Source organism: Brenneria salicis ATCC 15712 = DSM 30166 (assembly GCF_003315515.1).
GTDB classification, from domain to species: domain Bacteria; phylum Pseudomonadota; class Gammaproteobacteria; order Enterobacterales; family Enterobacteriaceae; genus Brenneria; species Brenneria salicis.
Genome location: NZ_QNRY01000051.1, coordinates 1 through 24,032, shown reverse-complemented (window position 1 = coordinate 24,032; position 24,032 = coordinate 1). Strand labels below are relative to the sequence as shown.

General features: G+C 52.1%; 22 protein-coding genes and 2 pseudogenes. 16 read left to right on the top strand and 8 right to left on the bottom strand.

Annotated features, from left to right (window positions below):
• Positions 1-163: 163 nt before the first annotated feature.
• On the bottom strand, positions 164-571 hold the full coding sequence (gene gloA / locus DES54_RS16135; protein ID WP_113869103.1) for a lactoylglutathione lyase: 408 nt from the start codon (positions 569-571) through the stop codon (positions 164-166).
• Between the two features lie 399 nt (positions 572-970).
• Here gloA and DES54_RS16130 point away from each other — a divergent pair, with 399 nt between their 5' ends.
• A complete protein-coding gene (locus DES54_RS16130) occupies positions 971-1,213 on the top strand; it encodes a DUF1289 domain-containing protein (RefSeq protein WP_113869101.1) in 243 nt (80 codons plus the stop codon).
• A gap of 172 nt (positions 1,214-1,385) precedes the next feature.
• Complete coding sequence (gene slyA, locus DES54_RS16125; protein WP_113869099.1) at positions 1,386-1,826, top strand: transcriptional regulator SlyA; 441 nt, start codon at positions 1,386-1,388, stop codon at positions 1,824-1,826.
• Between the two features lie 120 nt (positions 1,827-1,946).
• Here slyA and DES54_RS16120 read toward each other — a convergent pair whose 3' ends face one another.
• Positions 1,947-2,414 (bottom strand): outer membrane lipoprotein, encoded by a 468-nt coding sequence (locus DES54_RS16120; RefSeq protein ID WP_113869097.1) that lies wholly within the window; start codon positions 2,412-2,414, stop codon positions 1,947-1,949.
• Positions 2,415-2,646: 232 nt separating this feature from the next.
• On the opposite strand from DES54_RS16120, the gene anmK reads away from it, so the two are divergent.
• From anmK to pdxY, 5 genes are all read left to right on the top strand, one after another.
• Positions 2,647-3,759: an anhydro-N-acetylmuramic acid kinase gene (anmK, locus tag DES54_RS16115; RefSeq protein ID WP_113869095.1), complete on the top strand. Its 1,113-nt coding sequence runs from the start codon at positions 2,647-2,649 to the stop codon at positions 3,757-3,759.
• A 114-nt stretch (positions 3,760-3,873) separates the two neighbouring features.
• Entirely contained in the window at positions 3,874-4,182 is a 309-nt protein-coding gene (locus DES54_RS16110) for an MliC family protein (protein WP_113869093.1), read from the top strand.
• A 140-nt stretch (positions 4,183-4,322) separates the two neighbouring features.
• A complete protein-coding gene (pdxH, locus tag DES54_RS16105) occupies positions 4,323-5,006 on the top strand; it encodes a pyridoxamine 5'-phosphate oxidase (RefSeq protein ID WP_113869091.1) in 684 nt (227 codons plus the stop codon).
• Between the two features lie 227 nt (positions 5,007-5,233).
• Positions 5,234-6,511 carry a tyrosine--tRNA ligase gene (tyrS, locus tag DES54_RS16100; RefSeq protein WP_113869089.1) on the top strand — a complete coding sequence of 426 codons (1,278 nt, stop codon included), beginning with the start codon at positions 5,234-5,236 and terminating at the stop codon, positions 6,509-6,511.
• An 89-nt stretch (positions 6,512-6,600) separates the two neighbouring features.
• Positions 6,601-7,458: a pyridoxal kinase PdxY gene (gene pdxY / locus DES54_RS16095; RefSeq protein WP_113869087.1), complete on the top strand. Its 858-nt coding sequence runs from the start codon at positions 6,601-6,603 to the stop codon at positions 7,456-7,458.
• 48 nt (positions 7,459-7,506) lie between these two features.
• Here the strand turns inward: pdxY and gstA are convergent, their stop codons facing one another.
• Positions 7,507-8,115 carry a glutathione transferase GstA gene (gene gstA / locus DES54_RS16090; RefSeq protein WP_113869085.1) on the bottom strand — a complete coding sequence of 203 codons (609 nt, stop codon included), beginning with the start codon at positions 8,113-8,115 and terminating at the stop codon, positions 7,507-7,509.
• A 478-nt stretch (positions 8,116-8,593) separates the two neighbouring features.
• Between gstA and acnA the strand changes: the two genes are divergently transcribed.
• Positions 8,594-11,266, top strand: a complete 2,673-nt coding sequence (acnA, locus tag DES54_RS16085) for an aconitate hydratase AcnA (RefSeq protein WP_113869083.1) — start codon at positions 8,594-8,596, stop codon at positions 11,264-11,266.
• A 131-nt stretch (positions 11,267-11,397) separates the two neighbouring features.
• Entirely contained in the window at positions 11,398-13,038 is a 1,641-nt protein-coding gene (locus DES54_RS16080; protein ID WP_113869081.1) for an ABC transporter substrate-binding protein, read from the top strand.
• A gap of 47 nt (positions 13,039-13,085) precedes the next feature.
• On the opposite strand, the gene ribA is transcribed toward DES54_RS16080, so the two are convergent.
• A complete protein-coding gene (ribA, locus tag DES54_RS16075) occupies positions 13,086-13,679 on the bottom strand; it encodes a GTP cyclohydrolase II (RefSeq protein ID WP_113869107.1) in 594 nt (197 codons plus the stop codon).
• Positions 13,680-13,883: 204 nt separating this feature from the next.
• On the opposite strand from ribA, the gene pgpB reads away from it, so the two are divergent.
• A complete protein-coding gene (gene pgpB, locus DES54_RS16070; protein WP_113869079.1) occupies positions 13,884-14,651 on the top strand; it encodes a phosphatidylglycerophosphatase B in 768 nt (255 codons plus the stop codon).
• A 14-nt stretch (positions 14,652-14,665) separates the two neighbouring features.
• Here the strand turns inward: pgpB and DES54_RS16065 are convergent.
• Positions 14,666-14,788, bottom strand: a pseudogene (locus DES54_RS16065) (sugar-binding transcriptional regulator); the annotation flags it as partial.
• Between the two features lie 228 nt (positions 14,789-15,016).
• On the opposite strand from DES54_RS16065, the gene DES54_RS16055 reads away from it, so the two are divergent.
• The 4 genes from DES54_RS16055 (at position 15,017) to yciH (ending at position 17,837) form a co-directional block, all read left to right on the top strand.
• On the top strand, positions 15,017-15,325 hold the full coding sequence (locus DES54_RS16055; protein WP_113869075.1) for a LapA family protein: 309 nt from the start codon (positions 15,017-15,019) through the stop codon (positions 15,323-15,325).
• A 13-nt stretch (positions 15,326-15,338) separates the two neighbouring features.
• Positions 15,339-16,508, top strand: coding sequence for a lipopolysaccharide assembly protein LapB (lapB, locus tag DES54_RS16050; protein ID WP_113869073.1), 1,170 nt, complete (start codon positions 15,339-15,341; stop codon positions 16,506-16,508).
• A 259-nt stretch (positions 16,509-16,767) separates the two neighbouring features.
• Positions 16,768-17,508 (top strand): orotidine-5'-phosphate decarboxylase, encoded by a 741-nt coding sequence (gene pyrF / locus DES54_RS16045; protein ID WP_113869071.1) that lies wholly within the window; start codon positions 16,768-16,770, stop codon positions 17,506-17,508.
• Entirely contained in the window at positions 17,508-17,837 is a 330-nt protein-coding gene (gene yciH, locus DES54_RS16040; protein ID WP_113869069.1) for a stress response translation initiation inhibitor YciH, read from the top strand. The genes pyrF and yciH overlap by 1 nt, the downstream gene beginning before the upstream one ends.
• Before the next feature lie 48 nt (positions 17,838-17,885).
• On the opposite strand, the gene osmB is transcribed toward yciH, so the two are convergent.
• Positions 17,886-18,098, bottom strand: a complete 213-nt coding sequence (osmB, locus tag DES54_RS16035) for an osmotically-inducible lipoprotein OsmB (RefSeq protein WP_113869068.1) — start codon at positions 18,096-18,098, stop codon at positions 17,886-17,888.
• 340 nt (positions 18,099-18,438) lie between these two features.
• Here osmB and araD point away from each other — a divergent pair, with 340 nt between their 5' ends.
• Positions 18,439-19,134, top strand: coding sequence for an L-ribulose-5-phosphate 4-epimerase (gene araD / locus DES54_RS16030; protein WP_113869066.1), 696 nt, complete (start codon positions 18,439-18,441; stop codon positions 19,132-19,134).
• Between the two features lie 99 nt (positions 19,135-19,233).
• On the opposite strand, the gene DES54_RS16025 is transcribed toward araD, so the two are convergent.
• On the bottom strand, positions 19,234-21,300 hold the full coding sequence (locus tag DES54_RS16025; RefSeq protein WP_113869064.1) for a carbon starvation CstA family protein: 2,067 nt from the start codon (positions 21,298-21,300) through the stop codon (positions 19,234-19,236).
• 226 nt (positions 21,301-21,526) lie between these two features.
• On the bottom strand, positions 21,527-23,461 hold the full coding sequence (locus tag DES54_RS16020) for an exoribonuclease II (RefSeq protein WP_113869062.1): 1,935 nt from the start codon (positions 23,459-23,461) through the stop codon (positions 21,527-21,529).
• Positions 23,462-23,693: 232 nt separating this feature from the next.
• On the opposite strand from DES54_RS16020, the pseudogene DES54_RS16015 reads away from it, so the two are divergent.
• Positions 23,694-23,942, top strand: a pseudogene (locus DES54_RS16015) (PTS transporter subunit EIIC); the annotation flags it as partial.
• Positions 23,943-24,032: the final 90 nt, after the last annotated feature.

The following is a 24,032-nucleotide window of genomic DNA, read 5'->3' as shown; positions in this document are numbered from 1 at the left end:
TTTTATGGATGGTTTTCTGCATCCGACGTCGTTCGGTACGGGGTATTGGTGCTATGATCGGCATCGCTCAGTCCGGTTGGTGATTTGTGATTTTTAGCGATTGATCAGATCGCTCAAACCGGACTGAGTTCCCTCAAAGTGATCTACTATTTGGAACAGCTATTTAGCTGCCAAGGCCCTGACCAAGGTGTGAATTCTCAATCAGTTCGATTTTATAACCATCGGGATCTTCAACGAAGGCAATAATCGTAGTGCCGCCTTTTACCGGACCAGCGTCGCGGGTAACATTGCCGCCAGCCTGACGGATGCGCTCGCACGTGGCGGCGACATCATCGACACCCAATGCAACATGGCCGAAGGCATTCCCCATATCGTAGTGATCGACGCCCCAGTTATACGTTAATTCAATGACAGCGCCTTCGCTTTCATCGGTATAACCGACAAAAGCCAGCGTGTATTTGTATTCGGCGTTTTTGCTGGTGCGCAGCAGGCGCATGCCCAAAACCTTGGTGTAAAAATCGACAGAGCGTTGTAGATCGCCAACACGCAGCATGGTATGAAGTAAGCGCATATTTTCCTCGATTGGCTACTGTGGTTGACCGCAACATGGCGGGTGAAAAAAGTCGGTAAAAAAGAAGTATAGCGTTGCGCGTATGTTGAGTCCAAGCCATTAGCCGGATAGATAAATGAGAACGAATATAGGACAATTAGGACTTCATTGCGCTGGTCGAACGTGAGATATTCGGGTAGTGTGGCGTCGGGCGAGGGCGTCGGTGGTTGTCATGAGTGACGATATGCGTTTAAAAACAGGGGAGAATGCCGGGAAAAAAGCGTTCAGAACCTATCGGCGTGAAAAAAAATCGTCAAATATAACAACGTCTACCTGATTTTTTTTATGGTTACTGATAGCTAAGGCTTGCCAGCCGGAGAGAACAACGCTTCAATAAATAGTGTTGTGGAGGGAGGTTCAGTGCCAGAGCAACTTGAACTGTTTGTTGTCCCCAACCCTTGTCGTGGTGTTTGCCAGTCCGATGAACGTGGATATTGCCGCGGTTGTTTGCGCAGTCGCAACGAGCGTTTTAGTTGGGGGCAAATGAGTGATACGCAAAAACAGGAGGTATTGCGTCTTTGCCGACAGAGAATGAAACGTCTGCAACGTACAGAAAAAACGGCGTCGCCGCCAGTAGAACCACAGCAGCCATCTTTATTCTGAACTTAAACGCTGGCCAATGTTCAGATAATAATATAAGTCTGAGATCATTTTTATAAGACTTTTATTTGGTAGAATTGTTTTCACTATAATAAAAGCTGTTTTCCATTGTTATAAATCAGAGTTGATTGCAATCCAGGGATATAACTTAGTTCGCTAATTATAAGGAGAGGTGATGGAATTGCCATTAGGATCTGATTTAGCTCGTCTGGTGCGCGTTTGGCGTGCTCTAGTAGATCATCGACTAAAACCGCTGGAATTAACACAAACGCATTGGGTGACGCTACATAATATATATCACCTGCCGCCTGGTCAGTCGCAGATTCAACTGGCTAAAGCGATAGGGATAGAACAGCCGTCATTAGTCAGGACATTAGATCAACTGGAAGATAAGGGATTGATTACCAGACATGTTTGCCCACACGATCGCCGCGCTAAGCGCATCATGCTGACCGAAGCCGCCGAGCCGATTATTCAGGCCGTCAATGAAGTAATTAGTCATACTCGTAATGAAGTGTTATTTGGCATCACGCCTGAACAGGTCGATGAATTGGCCTTGCTGATTGCGCGACTGGAAAAGAACATATTGGCTATGCATGAGAGCCAGGTTCAATAGATTTGCCATTAGCCGCAAAATATAAATCCCGCAATAATCATCAAGATTATTATTAATTGTTTTTACGGGACTTGATAATTGACGGCAATCGCCACTTAACGTGGTGATTGCCGTTATATATTAGCGCGGGGACACGGTAATGTTGCGGCCATTGCTGGCCATAGCAACGCGCTGACCTACGCTGAATTTCGTGTCGCCTTGTTTCTGAACGACCATGATGGTGTTGCCGTCATCTCTGCGAATTTCCAGTTCAATACCTTGAGTACGGTTCATGGCGCCGGTCGCGCTTTGACCTGCTACGCCGCCTGCCACTGCGCCTGCCGCGGTCGCCAGACTACGGCCAGAACCTCCGCCAATGGTATTACCCAGAAAACCACCCAGAACCGCGCCGCCAAGCGCGCCGATGACATTGGAATCTTCACCTGCCTGAATTTGTACCGGACGGGTTGAGACAATAGTACCGTAAGTGACAGTCTGCACCTGTTTGGCTTCGGAGGCGCTATAGACATCTCCCGAAAGCGTACTGGTATTGGCGCAGCCGGCCAGTGTGACACCAGCCAGCGTAACCACAAGCAAACGCTTCATCATAATAAAGACTCCTGTAATGGCAAATATGTCGGGAAGGCAGCGCCTTGGCCGACGAATGTTATACCTGTAAATTATGGTATGGCTTAACGCCCCATTCCACTCTTTTTACGCTTTTTTGCAGACTATGATAGTGTGCGTAAACCGATGATAAACCGAGCGCGAAATTTATGGCATCGGCTTTTGTTTGTGGTAATCATCCTTCTTCTTATCCTGTGGGAAAAAAGGTTATGAAATGAGATCAGGCAGATACATTGGTGTAATGTCCGGTACCAGTCTTGATGGCGTCGACGTCGTATTGGCGGCTATTGATGAACATACTGTCGCGCAGCAGGCCAGTTATTGCCACCCGATACCTCAGGGGATCAAAAAAGCGGTGCTGGATATGTGTCAGGGGCAAAGGGTAACCCTCGCTGCGCTGGGGCAGTTGGATACTCGTCTAGGATTGCTGTTCGCCGATGCCGTGCAAGCGTTGCTCCGGGAAACCGGGCTGAATCCACAGGATGTGACCGCCATTGGTTGCCATGGGCAGACCGTCTGGCATGAGCCGAATGGCGATGCGCCTTGCACCTTACAGATAGGCGATAACAATCGCATCGCCGCGATGACCGGAATTACCACCGTGGGAGATTTTCGTCGCCGCGATTTGGCCTATGGCGGGCAGGGTGCGCCACTGGTGCCTGCCTTTCATCACGCGCTGTTATCGCACCCCATCGAGCGCCGCATCGTGCTCAATATCGGCGGTATTGCGAATATATCGTTATTGGTGCCGGGCGCGGCGGTTCGCGGTTATGACACCGGACCGGGGAATATGCTGCTGGATGCTTGGATCTGGCGTCATTGCGCCAGATCTTATGATAAAGACGCGCAGTGGGCCCAGTCGGGACGGGTTAACCCATTGCTATTGCAACGGTTGCTGGCCGATCCCTATTTTTCTCAACCAGCGCCGAAAAGCACTGGCCGTGAGTACTTTAATATGGGGTGGCTGGAGAGAAAACTGGCGGGGCTACCACCAATTGCACCGCAGGATGTGCAGGCCACGCTGACGGAGTTGACTGCCGTGAGTATCGCTGATCAGGTACTGTTGACCGGAGGTTGCGAGCGCCTGTTGGTGTGCGGCGGAGGCGCCAGAAACCCGCAGATCCTCTATCGGCTTTCTGCGCTGTTGCCGGGAATTGAAGTCGGCACCACCGATGAATTCGGCGTGAGCGGTGATGATATGGAAGCGCTGGCTTTTGCCTGGCTCGCTTCACGGACCTTATCCGGGTTGCCGGGTAATCTGCCTTCGGTAACCGGAGCGAGTCAGGAAACGCTGCTTGGCGCCATTTATCCGATCATAAGGGATTAATCGGATTTTGCTGAGATCTATGGCGATCGCCTATTGTTAAACTGATGCCTTAAAAATGAGATGTTACCGCGTGGTATGCATTTTTCGGACGCCAAAAACAACAGGAGATTAGTCATGAAACGAGTGCTGACCGGGATGGCGCTGGTTCTGTTAAGCGGATGCAGTTACTTCGCCGCGAAACCGACGGTGGAAACGCTGCATTATCAGTGTGGCACGATGCCGTTGACGGTCACGATGCTGCCCGCAGAGACGTCGTCGCAGGCGAGTTTCCTGCTGGATGGCGAGCGTCATGTATTACCTCAGGTGGTATCCGCTTCGGGAGCAAAATACAGCGACGGCACATACACCTTCTGGAGCAAAGGCAATCAGGCTTTTGTACAACGGGGAGAACGCGTCATCGTTGATGACTGTACTTTGAATTAATCGTACTTTGAATTAATCGCTCCTTAATCGGGACGCGACGTCATGGGGTAAGCACGCTGCTGATTGAGATTTCCGGGGGGTGGGCGCAAAATGAGAGTCACTACTCATTTCTGAATCCGATATCGCCACAGCAGGATATTATGACACAGCAAAGCACATCTTCCGGGAAAACACCGCTGGTTCAGGACGCCGATATTGCCGACCTGCGCCGTGAATACACGCGCGGAGGCTTGCGTCGCAGCGATCTGACCGATAACCCACTGGACTTGTTTGAGCGCTGGCTGAGACAGGCTTGCGACGCAAGACTGGCTGATCCAACGGCCATGTCGGTGGCGACGGTTGACGAACAGGGACAACCCTACCAGCGTATCGTGTTATTAAAGCATTACGATGAAAAAGGCATGGTGTTTTACACCAATCTAGGCAGCCGTAAAGCGCTTCATCTTGCGAACAATTCTCGAATCAGTCTGCTTTTTCCCTGGCATATGCTAGAGCGCCAGGTGATGGTGTTGGGCCGCGCCGAAAAATTACCGCCGCTGGACGTGCTCAAGTATTTCCACAGTCGCCCCAAGGACAGTCAGATTGGCGCCTGGGTTTCCAAACAGTCCAGCCGGATTTCGACACGTGGCGTGCTGGAAAGCAAATTCCTTGAACTGAAACAGAAATTTAAAAACGGCGAGGTGCCGCTCCCTAGTTTCTGGGGCGGTTTCCGCGTTACCATCGATTCAATGGAGTTCTGGCAGGGTGGCGAACATCGTCTGCATGACCGGTTTTTCTACCAGCGGCAGGGTGAGGGCTGGCAAGTTGATCGTTTAGCGCCCTGATCGTTAAATATCCTCGTTAAACTCTGGCGCTCCTGTCGTGAGCGCTTTATCCTATGGGGCTTCGCGCCAGCTGAGTATTTTTTTGCCGGAATGGGCGATTAACCTGATGTTTCAGCCCAGAATTTGAACGGGATGATGATAACCAAAGTAAGGTGCGTGGCGGCTGACGAGCAGGCGTCATGCCTTGCATATCACACTATATTTTTTGCACAAAAATGGAGTTATCGATGGCGAGTAGTAACCTGATTAAACAACTGCAAGAGCGGGGCCTGATTGCCCAGGTGACGGATGAGGAAGCGTTGGCGGCGCGACTGGCACAAGGGCCGGTTGCACTGTATTGCGGCTTCGATCCTACCGCTGACAGCTTGCATTTGGGGCATCTGGTGCCACTGCTTTGCCTGAAGCGCTTCCAGTTGGCGGGACATAAACCTGTAGCGGTGGTCGGCGGGGCGACGGGCTTAATTGGCGACCCAAGTTTCAAAGCGACGGAGCGGAAACTGAATACGGTGGATACCGTGAGTGAATGGGTTGAGAAAATCCGCCGTCAGGTATCGCCGTTCCTGGATTTTGACTGCGGTGAAAACAGTGCGGTTGCCGCTAACAACTATGACTGGTTCGGTAGCATGAATGTGCTCGATTTCCTGCGCGATATCGGCAAGCATTTCTCCGTTAACCAGATGATTAATAAAGAAGCCGTCAAACAGCGTCTGAACCGTGACGATGTGGGGATCTCGTTTACCGAGTTCTCTTACAACCTGCTTCAGGGCTATGATTTCGCCTGCCTGAATAAGCAATATCAGGTTGAACTGCAAATTGGCGGTTCCGACCAGTGGGGCAATATTACGTCGGGTATTGATTTGACTCGCCGGATGAATCAGAAACAGGTCTACGGCATGACCGTCCCGTTGATCACCAAGTCAGACGGCACCAAATTCGGTAAAACGGAAGGCGGCGCGATCTGGTTGGATGCCAGCAAAACCAGCCCTTACAAATTCTATCAATTCTGGATTAACACCGCGGACGCGGATGTTTACCGTTTCCTGAAATTCTTCACGTTTATGAGTCTGGAAGCGATCAACGTGCTGGAAGAAGAAGATAAGAACAGCGGCAAAGCACCGCGCGCGCAGTATGTGCTGGCCGAAGAGGTAACCCGGATGGTTCATGGTGAGGCCGGCTTGTCCGCCGCGCGCCGTATCACCCAGAGCTTGTTCTCCGGCTCATTGCAGGATATGACGCAGGATGATTTCGCGCAGTTGGCGCAGGATGGCATGCCGATAATTGAACTGGCGCGCGATGCTGATTTGCAGCAGGCGTTGGTCAGCGCGGCGCTGGTGCCGTCGCGCGGTCAGGCGCGTACCATGATTTCCTCCAACGCGGTGACGATTAACGGTGAAAAACAGGCTAACCCTGAATATACCTTCAGTGAATCCGATCGTCTGTTTGAACGCTATACGTTGCTGCGTCGAGGCAAAAAACACTACTGTCTGATCTGCTGGAAAGCATAAGAAAAACCAATAAGGGAGCATCGGCTCCCTTGATTTTGTCCGACGGTTATTAACGGCCGTGACGCAGGCAAGGATTTGAGTCGTTCCTAATGAAAAACATACTTTCCATTCAATCACACGTTGTTTTTGGTCATGCGGGGAATAGCGCCGCCGAGTTTCCGATGCGTCGGATGGGCGCAAACGTTTGGCCGCTGAATACAGTGCAATTTTCCAACCATACGCAATATGGGCGTTGGACCGGTTGCGTGATGCCCGCCAGCCATTTGACGGAAATTGCGCAGGGGATGGCGGATATCGACCGTCTGAAAGATTGTGACGCGGTGCTGAGCGGTTATATTGGTTCAGCAGAACAGGGCGAGCATATTTTAGGTATTGTGCGTCAGGTAAAGGCGGCCAATCCAGAGGCGATCTATTTTTGTGATCCGGTAATGGGAACGCCCGAAAAAGGGTGCATTGTTGCGCCGGGGGTGGCGGAATTTCACTGCCGTCAGTCATTACAGGCCGCCGATATGATTGCCCCGAATCTGCCTGAATTGGAACTGCTCAGCGGTAATCGCGTGCATAACGTGGCGCAAGCGGTTGAAACGGCGCGGACACTCTGTCTGCAAGGGCCAAAAATCGTGCTGGTGAAACACCTGAGCCGCGCTGCGTATCGTGCTGATAGTTTTGAAATGTTGTTGGTGACGCTGGATGATGCCTGGCATATCAGTCGTCCTCTGGTGGCGTTTGATCGTCAGCCGGTAGGCGTGGGTGACCTGACCAGCGGATTATTGCTGGTGAATTTACTGAAAGGCGTGGCGCTGGACAAAGCGTTGGAACATACCACGGCGGCGGTCTATGAAGTGATGCTGATGACGAAAGAAATGAATGAATACGAGTTGCAACTGGTGGCGGCCCAGGACGGCATCGCCAATCCCCGTCATCATTTCCAGGCGGAACGCCTGTAAAGCTGAACAAGCCCCGTTTAAGGCGGCGACATACACGGGGCGACGTTTTTATCCTTTCAGGCGTTCAACTTTGAGCGCCATCGTCACTGACGTACGTTCGGCGATATGGTCGAGATAGGCCGCCAGCGCGGGATAGCGGAACATATCCAGTTTTAATGTCTGCGCCCAGCGCATCACGGTAAACAAATAGGCATCCGCAACACTAAAGCGGTTGGCAACCAGATAATTCTGCTCGCTCAATACCAGATTGATATAGCGGAATTTTACCTGTAAGTATTCCACTAATAGCTCTTTGTAGGTTTCCGGGGTGCTGGGACGGAAGATCGGGATGAAGCTTTTGTGCAGTTCGGTCGCGATGTAGTTCAGCCATTCAATGGTGTGATAGCGAGCCACGCTGCCCACTGGAGCAATCAGGTTACAGTGCGGAACCAGATCCGCCACATATTGGGCGATAGCGACGCCTTCGGTCAGTACGGTGCCATCATCAAGTTGTAGGGCCGGTACGAGTCCTTTCGGGTTGATTTGTAAAAAATCTACGCCATGTTCGGTTTTTTTGGCGCGCAGATCCACCTTTTCAAGTTTGAATTCTAATTTAGATTCCAGCAGCACGATGTGAGTAAAGAGAGAACTGCTTCCGGCTTTATAAAACAGTTTCATGCAAACCCCTTGATATTATTATTTTATCGATAAGATGATGGCTAAACGTTTATTCAATAAACATATTATGTGTTTTTACTACATAACAGTTTTACTACATAACAATTACATTACAAACAGTTTCCCTGCAAACTGTTTTACTACAGATAATAGGTTGAGGCTGTGAAGCAATTAACTAAACGCAAGCGGTGGCTCAACACATCCAGGTGAAGGTAACCGTTAACGTTAAATATATCGTCAAGGACGTTACTATCTTTACTTAATTTATCAGCAACGAAAGTTTTTTTTCCATTTTTATAAGCTCGCTCGCAATAGCATTTTTCAATAGTAAATGGCTATCACTGCATTCATCTCACTTTGTTACGAAAACGTTATGTTTTGTTTGTGTTATCTTTAAACAAGACCGTATGTTCAAGCTGGTTATTAAATGACTGGCTAATACAGAATAACAATTCGCCAAGTTACTTTGGGAGGAAGCATGTCAGTAAATTTTCGCGATACTTGTCTGGATTCTCTGACAATTCGGCAGCAAACCTACCATTATTACAGCTTACCTTTGGCCGCCCGGCAGTTGGGTTCACTGGATAACCTGCCCAAGTCCTTGAAGGTTCTACTGGAAAATTTGTTGCGTCATCTGGATGACGACACCGTCCGGCAGGCCGATCTACAGGCCGTCGTTTCCTGGCTGAAAACCGGGCATGTCGAGCGGGAAATCGTTTATCGTCCGGCACGGGTGCTGATGCAGGACTTCACCGGCGTACCTGCGGTGGTCGATCTGGCCGCCATGCGCGCCGCGGTGCAACGTCTGGGGGGCGATGTGAAAAAAGTCAATCCGCTGTCGCCCGTAGATCTGGTGATTGACCACTCAGTGACGGTTGACCACTTTGGCGATAAGCAGGCGATGGTGGATAACACACAACTGGAAATGATGCGCAACCATGAGCGTTATCAGTTTCTGCGCTGGGGGCAAAAGGCTTTCAGCCACTTTCGGGTGGTGCCGCCAGGAACGGGGATCTGTCATCAGGTGAATCTGGAATATCTGGCCAAGGCGGTCTGGTATGAGACACGGGGCGACAAGGTGATCGTTTATCCCGATACGCTGGTCGGCACTGACTCCCACACCACCATGATCAATGGGCTTGGCGTATTGGGCTGGGGCGTTGGCGGCATTGAAGCCGAGGCAGCCATGCTGGGACAACCAAGCTCCATGCTGGTGCCTGATGTGGTTGGCGTCAAACTGAGCGGTAAAATGCGCGAGGGTATTACCGCAACCGATCTGGTGCTGACGGTAACGCAAATGTTGCGAAAACATGGGGTGGTGGGCAAATTCGTCGAGTTTTATGGCGATGGGCTGGATTATTTGCCGCTGGCGGATCGCGCGACTATCGCAAATATGGCGCCGGAATACGGCGCGACCTGCGGCTTTTTTCCGATTGACCAAATCACACTGGACTACATGCGATTAACCAACCGCAGCGATGAGCAAATCGCGCTGGTGGAAGCCTACAGCAAGCGGCAAGGGCTGTGGCGCAATTCGGGTGACGAACCAGTGTTTACCAGTCAATTGGCTTTGGATTTGGCAAACGTGGAAACCAGTCTGGCCGGCCCGAAGCGGCCTCAGGATCGGGTGGCGCTGGCGGACGTGCCGAAAGCGTTCAGCGCCAGTAATGAACTCGACGTGAATACCTTAAAAGATCGCCCGGACTATGAAACCTTCGCTCTGGATGGCGAGACGCACCGACTGTATCAGGGCGCGGTCGTCATCGCGGCCATCACCTCCTGCACCAATACCTCCAATCCCAGCGTATTGATGACCGCCGGGTTGCTGGCGAAGAATGCCGTTAAACGCGGGCTGAAGACCAAACCGTGGGTGAAAACCTCGCTGGCTCCCGGTTCACGCGTGGTAACCGATTATTATGACAAAGCCGGACTGACGCCCTACCTTGATGTGCTGGGGTTTAATCTGGTGGGGTATGGCTGCACCACCTGTATCGGCAATTCCGGGCCGTTGCCGGATAATATTGAGATGGCGATTAAAAAAGGCGACTTAACGGTGGGCGCGGTGCTGTCAGGAAACCGCAACTTTGAGGGGCGCATTCATCCGCTGGTCAAAACCAACTGGCTGGCGTCTCCGCCGCTGGTGGTGGCTTACGCGTTGGCGGGCAATATGAATATCGATCTTACCCGTGAACCGCTGGGCGAAGATCCGCAGGGGAACCCGGTCTTCATGCGCGATATCTGGCCTTCCGCACAGGAAGTGGCCGACGCCGTATTGAACGTCAGCGCCGAGATGTTTCACAAACAGTATTCAGCCGTGTTCGAAGGCACTCAGGAGTGGAAAGATATCGAGGTGGATGACAACCCGACGTATCAATGGCCGCAGGATTCAACTTACATCCGTCAGACGCCTTTCTTTCTTGAAATGGGCAAAACGCCTGAACCGATAGAAGACATTTATGACGCGCGCATTCTGGCCATCCTGGGTGACTCCGTGACCACCGACCATATCTCTCCCGCCGGGAACATCAAGCGCGACAGCCCGGCCGGACGCTACCTGCTGGAACGCGGCGTAGAGACCAATGAATTCAATTCATATGGTTCACGTCGCGGCAATCATGAAGTGATGATGCGTGGCACGTTCGCCAATATTCGTATCCGTAACGAAATGGTGCCCGGTAAAGAGGGTGGATATACCCGCCATGTGCCTTCGCAAAATGAGATGACCATCTACGATGCGGCGATGCGTTATCAGCAGGAAAAGGCGCCGCTGGCGCTGTTCGCTGGTAAGGAATATGGTTCTGGCTCCAGTCGTGACTGGGCGGCGAAAGGGCCGCGTTTGCTGGGCGTGCGCGTGGTGATTGCCGAATCGTTTGAGCGTATCCACCGTTCGAACCTGATTGGGATGGGCATTCTGCCGCTGGAATTCGAGCAGGGCGTCACGCGGAAAACCTTGCGCTTGACCGGGGATGAGCAGATATCCATCACCGGCTTGAAGCAGTTAACGCCGGGCGCTACGGTTGATGTCGTGCTTAAGGACAGCGCGGGAAACCGAACGGTGATTAAAACCCGTTGCCGGATTGATACGCACAATGAACTGACGTATTACCAGAATGACGGCATTCTGCACTATGTGATCCGTAATATGCTGTAACCCGCCTCACTGACGCAGGTTTCCACCTGCATCAGTTCCGTATGAAGTTATCGTCTCCGAACAGCCATTCTGGTTATGCTGTGGTTGAGGCAAAAAACGCGATTCATCGTTCAATTATAACAGGAGGTTATATGTCTGCTGTCATTAGAAAACCGTTCAGAACATCGTTGCTGCTTTCCTTACTGGCAATGTGCGCCGTGGCGCCGGTGAAGAGTGTGTTTGCGGCCACGGTTCCTGCCGGTGTGACGCTGGCGGAAAAGCAGGAACTGGTGCGAGGAAACGGTTCGGAACCGGCGTCGCTCGATCCCCACAAGGTGGAGAGTGATGTGGAAGGACACATCATTAACGATTTTTTTGACAATCTGGTGCGCATCAATGACGACGGCACTGTGCAGCCACGGTTGGCGGAACGTTGGCATAATCAAGATAACACCGTCTGGACGTTCCATCTGCGGCGAGACGCAAAATGGTCGGACGGCACGCCCATCACCGCTGATGATGTGGTTTACAGTTGGCGGCGTCTGAGCGATCCCAAAACACTCTCACCCTACAGCAGTTATGTGGCCGGTATGCATGTAAAAAACGCGGCGGATATTCTGGCCGGGCGGAAAACGCCCGATACGCTGGGTGTGAAAGCGCTGGACAGCCACACGCTTCAGGTAACGCTGGATCGGCCTATCTCCTACTTTCTGGCGATGACGGCGTTCTATGTATTGGCGCCGCTGCCGAAGGCGGTTATCGAAAAATATCCCGCGGACTGGACTCCGGTGGGAAACTTTGTCGGCAGCGGGCCTTATACGCTCAGTGAGTGGGTGGTGAATGAACGGATTGTCGGTAAGCGGAACCGCCCGTATTGGGACGACGCGCGAACTGTGATTGATAAAGTGACCTATTTGCCGATAAGTTCGCCGACGGCGGAATTAAATCGCTATAAAGCAGGCGAAATCGATATGACGAATACCTTATCGCCGATTCAGTTTTCCGCATTGCAAAAAGAGTTACCGCAAGAAGTTAAGATATCGCCGATATCAGGCACCTATTTTTATCAGTTCAATACCCAAAAGCCGCCGTTCAATGATGCGCGCGTGCGGCGGGCGTTGGATCTCAGCCTGGATAAAACGGTGATTGCCGAAAAAGTGCTGGGCATGGGGCAGAAACCGGCTTATACCCTGTTGCCCCAGAACACCGGCGGCTATACGCGGCAGGAGCCGGAATGGGCGACCTGGACTCAGGCGCAGCGTAACGCGGAAGCGAAAAAATTGATGGAGCAGGCCGGGTTCAACGCGAAAAATCCATTGCGTTTCAGTTTGCTCTACAACACCTCCGAAGCCCATCTGCGCGTGGCTATCGCCGCCAGTTCCATGTGGAAGAAAAACCTGGGTGTGGACGTCACGCTACAGAATCAGGAGTGGAAAACCATGCTGGATACGGTGCGTTCAGGCGACTATGCGATGGTGAGATACTCCTGGATAGGCGATTACAATGAACCAAGTACCTTCCTGGATATTTTGCAGACCCATAACAGCAACAATAATTCCAAATTCAGTAATGCGGATTATGACGCCTTGCTACAGCAAGCGTTGACCGAAAACAGCAGGCAGGCGAAACAGGCGATTTACCAACAGGCGCTAACGATCTTGAACCAGCAGACGCCGCTATTGCCGCTCTACTATTATGTTCAATCGCAGATGGTTAAACCTTATATTGGCGGTTTTTCGACTACCCTTCGCGGGGAATACTATACGCAGGATATGTATGTGATTAAACATTAAGGGAAAAGACCATCGGCGCAACGCGCCGATGATGCCTGAACAGCGCGTTATTTGCTATCCAGCAGGTGGCCCATCTTGGCGGCCTTGGTTGCCAGATAGTGTTCGTTTTTCGGATTGCGACCAACCTGCAACGGCACACGTTCTACAATATTGATCCCCGCTTCATTAAGAATTTTGACCTTTTGCGGGTTATTGGTCAGTAAACGCACCTCGTGGACGCCCAGTAGTTTGAACATATCCGCGCACAAGGTGAAGTCACGCTCGTCGGCGGCAAAACCTAACTGATGGTTGGCTTCTACCGTATCGGCGCCCAAATCCTGCAAGGCATAAGCCCGGATTTTATTCAGCAGGCCGATATTGCGTCCTTCCTGACGATGGTATAACAACACGCCACGACCTTCTTCAGCAATGTGGCTCAGCGCAGCTTCAAGCTGGAAGCCGCAATCACAACGCAGGCTAAACAACGCATCGCCGGTCAGACACTCGGAGTGCACCCTGGCCAGCACTGGCGTCGGGCCTGAAATATCGCCATAAACCAACGCGAGATGATCGTTTCCGGTGGCGATTTCTTCAAATCCCACCATCAGAAAATCGCCCCAGGGGGTGGGTAACTTGGCCTCTGCCACCCGGTTTAGCTGCATGTTATTCTCCAAAAAAACAAAAATGCTGACGCGCATCCTACTGCCGGATCGGGGGATTGACCAGCAGGAAATAGTGGGGCAATCGCTCGCGTATTGACATAACTGAGCGCTATTTTACGCCATACTGACAATGCATGTCAGTTTTTCTGATAGTATTGTTAAAAAAATGTTTCCCGGCATCACGCTGAATTATAGGAAGAAAAGATGTTTGAAATCGCCAGAAGAACCACTATCGGTGCGGGGCTACTGCTCATCATCCCTGGTATTATTTGGATGAGCGGATGGCAATGGCAACCGGAATATGACGGTTGGTGGGTAAAAGCGTTGTTCTGGTCAACCGAAACCGTCACGTCGCCGTGGGGGACGTTGACCAGCGCGGTATTAAGCGTCTGGTTTTTATGGTGTCTGCGTTTCCGGTTGAAACCCGCGCTTGGGGTGCTGGTGATCATGGTGATTACGGTGCTCATCGGCCAAGGGGTAAAATCCGGGATTAAGGAATGGGTGAAGGAGTCGCGGCCTTTCGTGGTCTGGCTGGAAGAAAAGCATCAGATTGACGATCGCTATTTCTATTCCTTACCACGCAAAGAACGCGGCGAACTGGTGCGTTCTCAACTGGAAAGCGAACAACAGATCCCGACCTGGTTACGGCAACACTGGCAGTTTGAAACCGGTTTTGCTTTCCCTTCCGGGCATACCATGTTTGCAGCAACCTGGGCGCTGCTTGCGGTCGGGCTATTGTGGGCGCGGAGGCATTACAAAACCGTCGTGGCGCTGATGATATGGGCCAATGCCGTGATGGTAAGCCGTTTGATTTTAGGTATGCACTGGCCGCACGATTTGATCGCCGCCACCCTTATCAGTTGGCTGCTGGTGGTCGCCGCCTGCTGGCTGGCTCAGCGCTGGTGCGGCCCGCTGTCATTAAAGCGGGAAGAGCTCAGGGAGCAGGCCGCCGAAGATAAGGCCGACAACTGACCGTTATCGGCCCTGGCGCGTGAAACAAATGACTGTGATAAATGGAGTGACTCAGCAATTTCTGCTTGTTTCATCCCTTCGCTATAATAAAGCGTAGCGATCTTGACTAACAATCGCTGCTCATCCTGCTTTGACATGTTTTCCCTCCTGCTGATGCACGATGTCATTTTTATTCAGCTTGGAATAAATAACAAGCACAGGCCGCGGATATCGCGCAATGGTATTCCTGGCGGCGGCACGGTGGTTGAGGGAAAAAGCGGAAGCGCGAATTTCCCTGTCTGGGTGGGAAATGGTAATTTAATGGGGTTTGGCGCCGAAATTTGGCATAATTCATTTGGTTAATGCGATATCACAGGAAAAAGAACGTGAAATATTTGCTGATTTTTTTACTCGTGCTGGCGATATTCATCATTTCTGTCACACTGGGCGCGCACAACGATCAGGTCGTTACGTTTAATTATTTGCTGGCGCAAGGGGATTATCGCGTTTCAACGCTGCTTGCCACGCTGTTTGCGCTGGGTTTTGTCCTCGGCTGGGTAATCTGTGGCCTGTTTTATCTGCGTCAACGCATTGCGTTGGGCCGCGCGCAACGTAAAATCAAGCGTCTGGAGCAACAACTTTCCGACTCGAACCAGGAAAATGTGACGCCAGCAGCACAGCCTGCCACCCACTAAGGAATTATTTTCTATGTTAGAACTGCTGTTTCTGTTGCTGCCAGTGGCCGCCGCTTATGGCTGGTACATGGGCCGCAGAGGTGCGCAGCAGGATAAAGATCAGGAGTCTAACCGTCTGTCGCGTGAGTACGTGACCGGGGTGAACTTCCTGCTCTCTAATCAGCAGGACAAAGCTGTCGAACTTTTTCTGGATATGCTTAAAGACGACAGCAATACCTTTGAGGCTCACATTACGCTGGGCAATCTGTTTCGTTCTCGCGGTGAAGTGGACCGCGCCATCCGCATTCATCAGGCGTTGACCGAAAGCGCCTCTCTTACGTTTGAACAACGCTTGTTGGCGGTGCAACAGCTTGGACGAGATTACGTGGCGGCGGGATTGTACGACCGTGCGGAAGAGATTTTCAACCAGTTGGTTGATGAAGAGGATTTTCGCCGCAGCGCCTTGCAGCAGCTATTGCAGATCCACCAGTCAACCAGTGATTGGCTTAATGCCATCGACGTTGCCGAAAAACTTGTGAAAATGGGCAAAGATGAGCTTCGGGTGGAAATCGCGCATTTTTACTGTGAACTGGCGCTATTGGCCATGAGCAGCGACGATCTGGATAAGGCGTTGTCGCTACTAAAAAAAGGCGCGGCGGCGGACAAACAGTGCGCGCGGGCTTCCATCATGATGGGCCGTATTTATATGGCCCGGCAGGACTATGCGCATGCGGTGGATTCGCTGCAACAGGTTCTCGATCAGGACAAAGAACTGGTCAGCGAAACCTTGCCGATTTTGCAGGAGTGTTATCAGCACCTGCAACAACCGCAGAATTGGTCCGATTATCTCAAGCGTTGCGTCGAGGAGAATACGGGCGCGACCGCCGAACTGATGCTGGCCGATATCCTTGAGCAAGAGCAGGGCGCGGAAGCGGCGCAGCTTTATATCAACCGGCAGCTTCAACGCCATCCCACTATGCGTGTGTTTCATCGACTGATGGATTTCCATTTGCACGAAGCCGAAGACGGCAGGGCGAAAGAGAGCCTGCTGGTGTTACGCGATATGATTGGCGAGCAGATTCGCACCAAGCCGCGTTATAGCTGCCGCAAATGTGGTTTTACCTCGCAGTCGTTATACTGGCATTGTCCTTCCTGCCGTACCTGGGCAAGCATCAAACCGATCCGTGGATTGGACGGTCAATAAGCCTGTCGCACCCATCACCATCTTCTTTAGTTACAACATACTAATTACAACATAACATCACCATTCCAGAAGCTGACGCGTTAATAGCCGCTTAACAGCGGCGATTCCGGTACAAACCGGTAGCTGCAATAAAAGGGTCGCTATCACACGAAAGAGGAACAACCGCAACAGGCGGCTGGGATTTCAGGGGCTGGAGAGGTAGAATGCGGCGGGGAATTTTTGGCGCGATTAATGATTTTGCTCAATCAAGAGGTGACATGTGACACACAAAAATCTGCAAGGAAATAGTCTGGCTTCTTCATCCCCGATCATTGTAGCGCTGGACTACGCCGATCAGCAGGCAGCTTTGTCATTTGTTGATCGCATCGATCCTCAGGATTGCCGTCTAAAAGTGGGCAAAGAGATGTTTACGTTGTTTGGCCCACAGTTTGTTCAGGCGCTGCATCAGCGTGGTTTCGATGTTTTTCTCGATCTGAAATTCCACGATATTCCAAATACGGCGGCGCATGCGGTTGCGGCGGCAGCCGAACTGGGTGTGTGGATGGTAAATGTCCATGCCAGCGGCGGTGCGAGAATGATGAAGGCGGCGAAAGAGGCGTTATTGCCTTTCGGCGGCGATGCGCCGTTATTGATTGCCGTGACGGTGCTGACCAGCATGGAAACGGATGATCTGCGAGAGTTGGGGATCACCGTCAGTCCGGCGGAGCAGGCGGAAAGGCTGGCGCGACTGACCTCTAATTGTGGTCTTGATGGCGTGGTCTGTTCCGCGCATGAAGCGCAGCGTCTGAAACAGATATGCGGCGATCAATTCAAACTGGTGACGCCGGGCATTCGTCCGGCGGGTAGCGAGGCTGGCGATCAACGCCGTATTATGACGCCGGTTCAGGCCCAGCATGCGGGGGTGGATTATATGGTGATTGGTCGTCCGATTACCCAGTCCAGTGATCCGGCGCAAACGCTGCGTGATATCCGCGCTTCGCTGCGAAGCGGGGTGGCGTAATGAGCAACAGCGATAATAGCCGTCTGGTGTATTCCACCGAAACCGGACGTATCAAACCAGAAGAAGAGCAAATAGTTCGTGCGCAAGGCGACGGCATTGTCCGCATTCAGCGGCAGACCAGCGGACGCAAGGGAAAAGGCGTCTGTGTCATCAGCGGTATCGATCTGGATGATGCCGCACTGGGCAAGCTGGCCGCGGAATTAAAGAAAAAATGCGGTTGCGGCGGCGCCGTTAAAGATGGCGTCATTGAGATTCAGGGCGATAAACGCGATTTACTGAAGCAACTGCTTGAAGCCAAAGGAATGAAAGTCAAACTGGCGGGTGGATAAGCATGAATAACAGCAGGCTGGTAAATCAGCCTGCTGTCAGAGAATTCGTTAGTCTACCTGACGGCCAATCAAACCACCGATCGCCGCGCCACCCAATGTACCCAATGTTCCGCCATCGGTTAAGATAGCGCCGCCCACAGCGCCAGCACCAGCGCCAATTGCTGTGTTACGATCACGTTTAGACATATTTGAACAGCCTGCCAGAGTAACCACCAAGGTAATGGCTAATGCAGCAGTAGCAAAACGTTTGTTTAACTTCATGTATTTTCCCTTCTGATTCCTAGCCTCACGCGTTTTAAGTGAGGAAAATATCGAAAAATAACTTTTTCACGGTATTAAATAATATCATGCCGCCATCCTTTGCTTAAAGCGTAGTATATTCATCGGCAAATGGCGTAACAGGTAAAAACTCTTAATTCCCACACATCAATTTATAGATAGCAAGAATTGGTAAAAAACAGTGACTTTTGGCAATACGCAGCAGGTAGTAAATCTTGCTTTGCAGCCGAAAGTCACCGGATCTTTAGCCATTTCACCCATAGCGAGGCATGAGCGTGATCGCGAGAATGACATCATAGCCCTGTCGCTGGTGGAGATCTGCATGTTGGAAGCGCTAAAAAAACAGGTGTTGGATGCTAATCTGGCATTACCTCGGCATCATTTAGTGACATTTACCTGGGGAAATGTCAGCGCGGTGGATCGCCGGCAAGGTTTGATGGTGATCAAGCCATCAGGGGTTGAGTACGCGGTGATGACGGTGGACGACATGGTGGTGGTGGATTTGGCGAGCGGGGAAGTGATGGAAGGCGGTAAAAAACCCTCTTCAAATACCGATACTCACCGTGTACTGTATCTGGCGTTTGCCGATATTGGCGGTATTGTACACACCCATTCCCGTCATGCCACGATCTGGGCGCAGGCCGGAAAAGATATTCCTGCCTGGGGAACTACCCATGCCGATTATTTCTATGGCGGTATTCCCTGCACGCGCCGGATGACGGACGAAGAGATCAACGGGCGTTATGAATGGGAAACGGGCAACGTGATCGTTGAAACCTTCCAGACGCGTCAGCTTTCAGCGGCGGATGCGCCTGCGGTTTTAGTCAACTCGCATGGCCCGTTTGCCTGGGGTAAAGATGCCGATAACGCGATACATAACGCTGTAGTGTTGGAGGAAATCGCCTATATGGGGATTTTTTCGCGTCAGTTGACGCCAGAACTGTGTGATATGCAACAAAGCTTGCTGGATAAACACTATCTGCGAAAAAACGGTAAAAATGCTTATTACGGGCAGTAATTTATAAGCGATTCACGCCGGTGAGCAATCCCTCCGGCGGAAGGATTGCTTGGCAAGATAAATTGCTTGGCAGGATAAATTATTTTGCCGTTGAAATTCTTAACCGCGGCCAGATTCTTCACGCAACACCACGGCGGTTTCTTTCGCGGTAGGTTCGGCGCTGTTTAATGCCCGACGGATAATAAAGAACGCTGAAACCAGCATCGTGACGGCGACCAACATAAAGAAACCGCACAGCGTCGCGTTTATCTGGTTACTAAACACGATGGTTTCCATGTCCTTAATACTCTTGGCGGGCGCGATCAGCGTGCCTTGTTCAATACCGCCGGCAAAGCGTTTCGCCTGAGCCAGAAAACCGATACTGGGTTTTTCGTGGAAAATCTTCTGCCAGCCAGCCGTCATGGAGGTGACGAACAACCACACCGTCGGCAGGATAGTGACCCAGGCATAGCGCTGCTTCTTCATCTTGAACAACACCACCGTACCGAGGATCAACGCCATTGAAGCCAGTATCTGGTTACCGATACCGAACAGCGGCCAGAGTGTATTGATGCCGCCAAGCGGATCGATAACGCCCTGATAGACGAAGAATCCCCAACCAGCGACAGCAACGGACGTTCCCGCCAGATTTCCCAGCCATGAGTGGCTGTTCGCCAGACGCGGGATGGCGACGCCCACCAGATCCTGCACCATAAAACGGCAGGCCCGCGTACCGGCATCAACCGCCGTCAGAATAAACAGCGCTTCAAATAGAATGGCGAAATGATACCAAAACGCCATCATCGCGCGGCTGTTGAAAATCTCGGAGATGATATACGCCATGCCGACCGCGAAGGTCGGCGCACCGCCTGCACGGGATAGCACAGAGGCTTCACCGACATCACGCGCAATTGCCGCCAGTTCTTGCGGGGTGATCACGAAGCCCCAACTGTTGATGACTTGCGCGGCGTTTTCCACCGTCGTCCCGATCAACGCAGCCGGGGCGTTCATGGCGAAATAAATTCCCGGCTCGATGACCGAAGCACAGATCAACGCCATGATCGCGACGAAAGATTCCATCAACATGGCGCCGTAGCCAATAAAACGGATATGGCTTTCACGCTCAACCAGTTTGGGCGTGGTTCCACTCGATACCAGCGCGTGGAAACCGGAAATCGCGCCACAGGCGATGGTAATAAACAGGAAGGGGAACAGACTGCCGGAGAACACCGGCCCGCTGCCGTCAATAAATCGTGACACCGCCGGCATTTTCATTTCCGGCATGGCAAAGACAATACCGACCGCCAGACCAACGATTACGCCGATTTTCAGGAACGTTGACAGGTAATCACGCGGCGCCAGCAGCAACCAGACCGGGAGCACTGAAGCGATAAATCCATAAATCACCAGAATCAAGGTCAATGTGGTGCCTTTCAGGGTGAAGAACGGCCCCCAATAAGGATGCGCGGCGACGTTGCCGCCATAAACGATCGCCAGCATCATCAGCACGAAGCCAATTAATGAGACTTCCGCGATTTTGCCGGGACGCAGAAAACGCATATACACACCCATAAAGAGCGCGATAGGAATGGTGGCGGCGATGGTGAAGACGCCCCACGGACTTTCAGCCAATGCTTTGACCACCACCAACGCCAGCGCGGAGAGAATGATGATCATCACACCCAGCGCCCCCAGCATGGTAATGATACCGGCGAAAGCGCCTAGTTCCTGTTTGGCCATTTCGCCTAAGGAGCGTCCGTCACGCCGCGTCGAGATGAACAGCACCAGAAAATCCTGTACCGCGCCCGCCAGCATCACGCCGACCAGAATCCAGATGGTGCCGGGCAGGAAACCCATTTGCGCCGCCAGAATCGGGCCCACCAGCGGGCCGGCGCCGGCAATAGCCGCAAAGTGGTGACCGAACAGCACCCATTTATTGGTCGGGACGTAATCGAGTCCATCGTTATGTCGCTCAGCCGGCGTCAAACGACGGTCATCCAGTTCAAAGACTTTTTGGGCGATAAATAAACTGTAAAAACGATAAGCGATGCTGTAACACGCCACGGAAGCAACCACCAACCACAGGGCATTGACCGGTTCACCACGGCTTAATGCCAGCATAGCGAAAACAACGGCGCCCACAATACCGACCAACAGCCAGATCACGATGCTCTTGACGTTATTCATAACCACGGCTCCTTCGTATTCAGGAAGAGAGATAGCGCGAATGTTAATGCAATTTAACAATAGTGGGTTTAATGGCGAAGAGAAGAGCAGGGCTGTGAAAATGTGAGCAACAATAAGTTTTTGTAAATAAAATTAAACACAGAGGCAGGGTATAACAGTGTGTTAAGCCGCGCTAAACCTGATACCGCTAGCGCAAACTAACGGTATCAGGCGCGGGAGAAGGGCATTATGCGGCGGGTTTTGCCAGAATGCTGCGGGTTTCCAGCCGGACTTCCGCGATCATTACATCAAGCTTATCACCCTGACGGTACACTACGTCGCCTTTGACGGAGACGGTGCCCATCTCCTGGCTGCAAACCAGTTCATCGCGCACGGCGTGGATAAAGGAGGTGGGGATAAACGCCATCGCGCCATTGTCCAGCAGACGAACGCGCAGACCGCCGCGCGTCACATCCGCAATGTCGGCGGCGAAGCGAGTATCTGTTCCGGCCTTGTCCTTCAGGAAACGGGCATACAACCAGTCGCCGACGTCACGTTCCGCCATACGATTCAGGCGGCGACGCTCAGCCAGTTGAACGGTCACGTCATCGTGCGGTTTTTCCACTGTCTGCTGGGTGATCACCGCTTTTAACAGGCGATGGTTAACCATGTCACCGTACTTGCGGATCGGCGAGGTCCAGGTGGCGTAAGCTTCCAGGCCCAGGCCAAAGTGCGGCCCCGGCGTAGTGCTCACTTCGGCGAAAGACTGGAAGCGGCGGATACGGCTGTCGAGGAACGACGTGGGTTGAGCATCCAGTTCACGACGCAACGAACAGAAGCCTTCCAGCGTCAGCAACGCCTGCGCATCGGCTTTGATGCCGTGGGTTTCCAGTACGCTAACCGCCTGTTCGACCGAAGCCGGATCAAAACCGTTGTGAATATTGTAAATGCCGAAACCCAGCTTATCGCGTAGCACCAGCGCTGCACAGACGTTAGCTGCGATCATCGCTTCTTCTACGATGCGGTTGGCGATCCGACGCGGTTCCACCACGATATCCAGCACTTCGCCTTTTTCACCCAGCAGGAAGCGGTAGTCCGGGCGATCTTTAAACACCAGCGCATAAGTATTACGCCATTCGTTGCGCGCCAGACAAATGCGTTGCAACAGGCGAATTTGTTCGACAATTGCCTCGCTGGACGGCTGCCATGCGCCTTTTTCTTCCAGCCAGTCGGAAACCTCGTCATAAACCAGCTTGGCTTTGGATTCGATCCAGGCGGCGAAGAAATGGATATCGTCGCCCAGCGCGCCATCAACGCCAATAGTGACGCGGCAAGCCAAAACCGGGCGTCGCTCATTTGGCCGCAGCGAGCAGATATCGTCTGACAGCGGACGCGGCAACATCGGAATATTGAAGCCAGGCAGATAGTTGGTGAAAGCCCGCCGCCGGGCGATATCATCCAGTTCGCTGCCCGCGGCGACATAGGCGGTCGGATCAGCGATCGCAATAGTCAGTTGCAGCGAACCATCACCATTGTCCTGAGCGAACAAGGCATCATCCATATCTTCGGTGCTGGCGCTGTCGATGGTGACAAAACTAAGCGCGGTCAGATCTTCACGGATCAGTTCGCCATCATGACGTTCCGTCGCTTCCGCTTCCGGCGCGGCGCGCTCCAGATTGTGGCGTGACAACGTCACCCACCACGGCGCCAACGGATCATCGCCGGTGGTGATGTATTGGGTTAGTTCGGCGTGGAATCCCCGATCGCCCTTCAGCGGATGGCGGCGCATTTCCGCCACCGCCCAGTCACCATCCTGAAACGGATGGCTGACATCACGCGCGGCACGACACGGGATTGCCTCTTTCAGCAACGGATGGTCGGGGACGATGGACAAACGATCATCTTTTTTCTGCACGCGCCCGACAAAGCGGGTCAGGAATGGTTCGATCAGGGATTCCGGCTCGGCAATCTCACGCTCTTTTTCGGTATGCAGCGTGGCGGTGATGCGATCGCCGTGCATCACCTTTTTCATGTGCGGAGGAGGGATGAAATAACTTTTTTGCGCATCAGCTTCAAGAAAACCAAAGCCTTTGTCAGTGCCTTTGACGACACCTTCAACTCGTGGCGTCTGCGAATGAAGTTGCTGTTTTAGCTGTGCAAGCAGCGGATTATCTTGAAACATAGCGTCCAGAAATACGGTTGTCAGTAGCTCGATTAGCGGCTGACAGTTTTACGCGAATCGCGTGCTGGCGGCAAGTATTCGATGTAGTCCGTTTCAGGCGTATAGACGGTATTAATCGACGCCTGAAATGTGACCGAATGCTGATTCTGGTTATTTTGTCTAGTTGTCTAGACAAAAAAATCTGTTTTCCGACTATTAATTAACCAGAACGGTAAAACAGGAAGATCGAACGATGAAAGATCTGGGCAATAAAGTTCATGCATTCGGGAAAGCACTGATGATGCCGATTTCGGTGATCGCCGCCGCCGGGATTTTCCTAGGGCTGGCGGCGGCGATGCAAAATCCGGCCATTACCGGCGACGCGTTCAGCGATATGAAAATACCGCAGTTGATCATTGGGTTTATTCGTCAGATAGCAGGGGCGCTGTTTGCCAATTTGCCGCTGTTCTTTGCTGTCGCCAGCGCTATTGGTTTAGCTAAATAACTGCGCCTATTACCGCTCCACTTTTGTTAGTCCAGGTTTGTTGCCTGGGAAAGGTGATGCGGTTTTAATAAATTGTCTGACATTTTT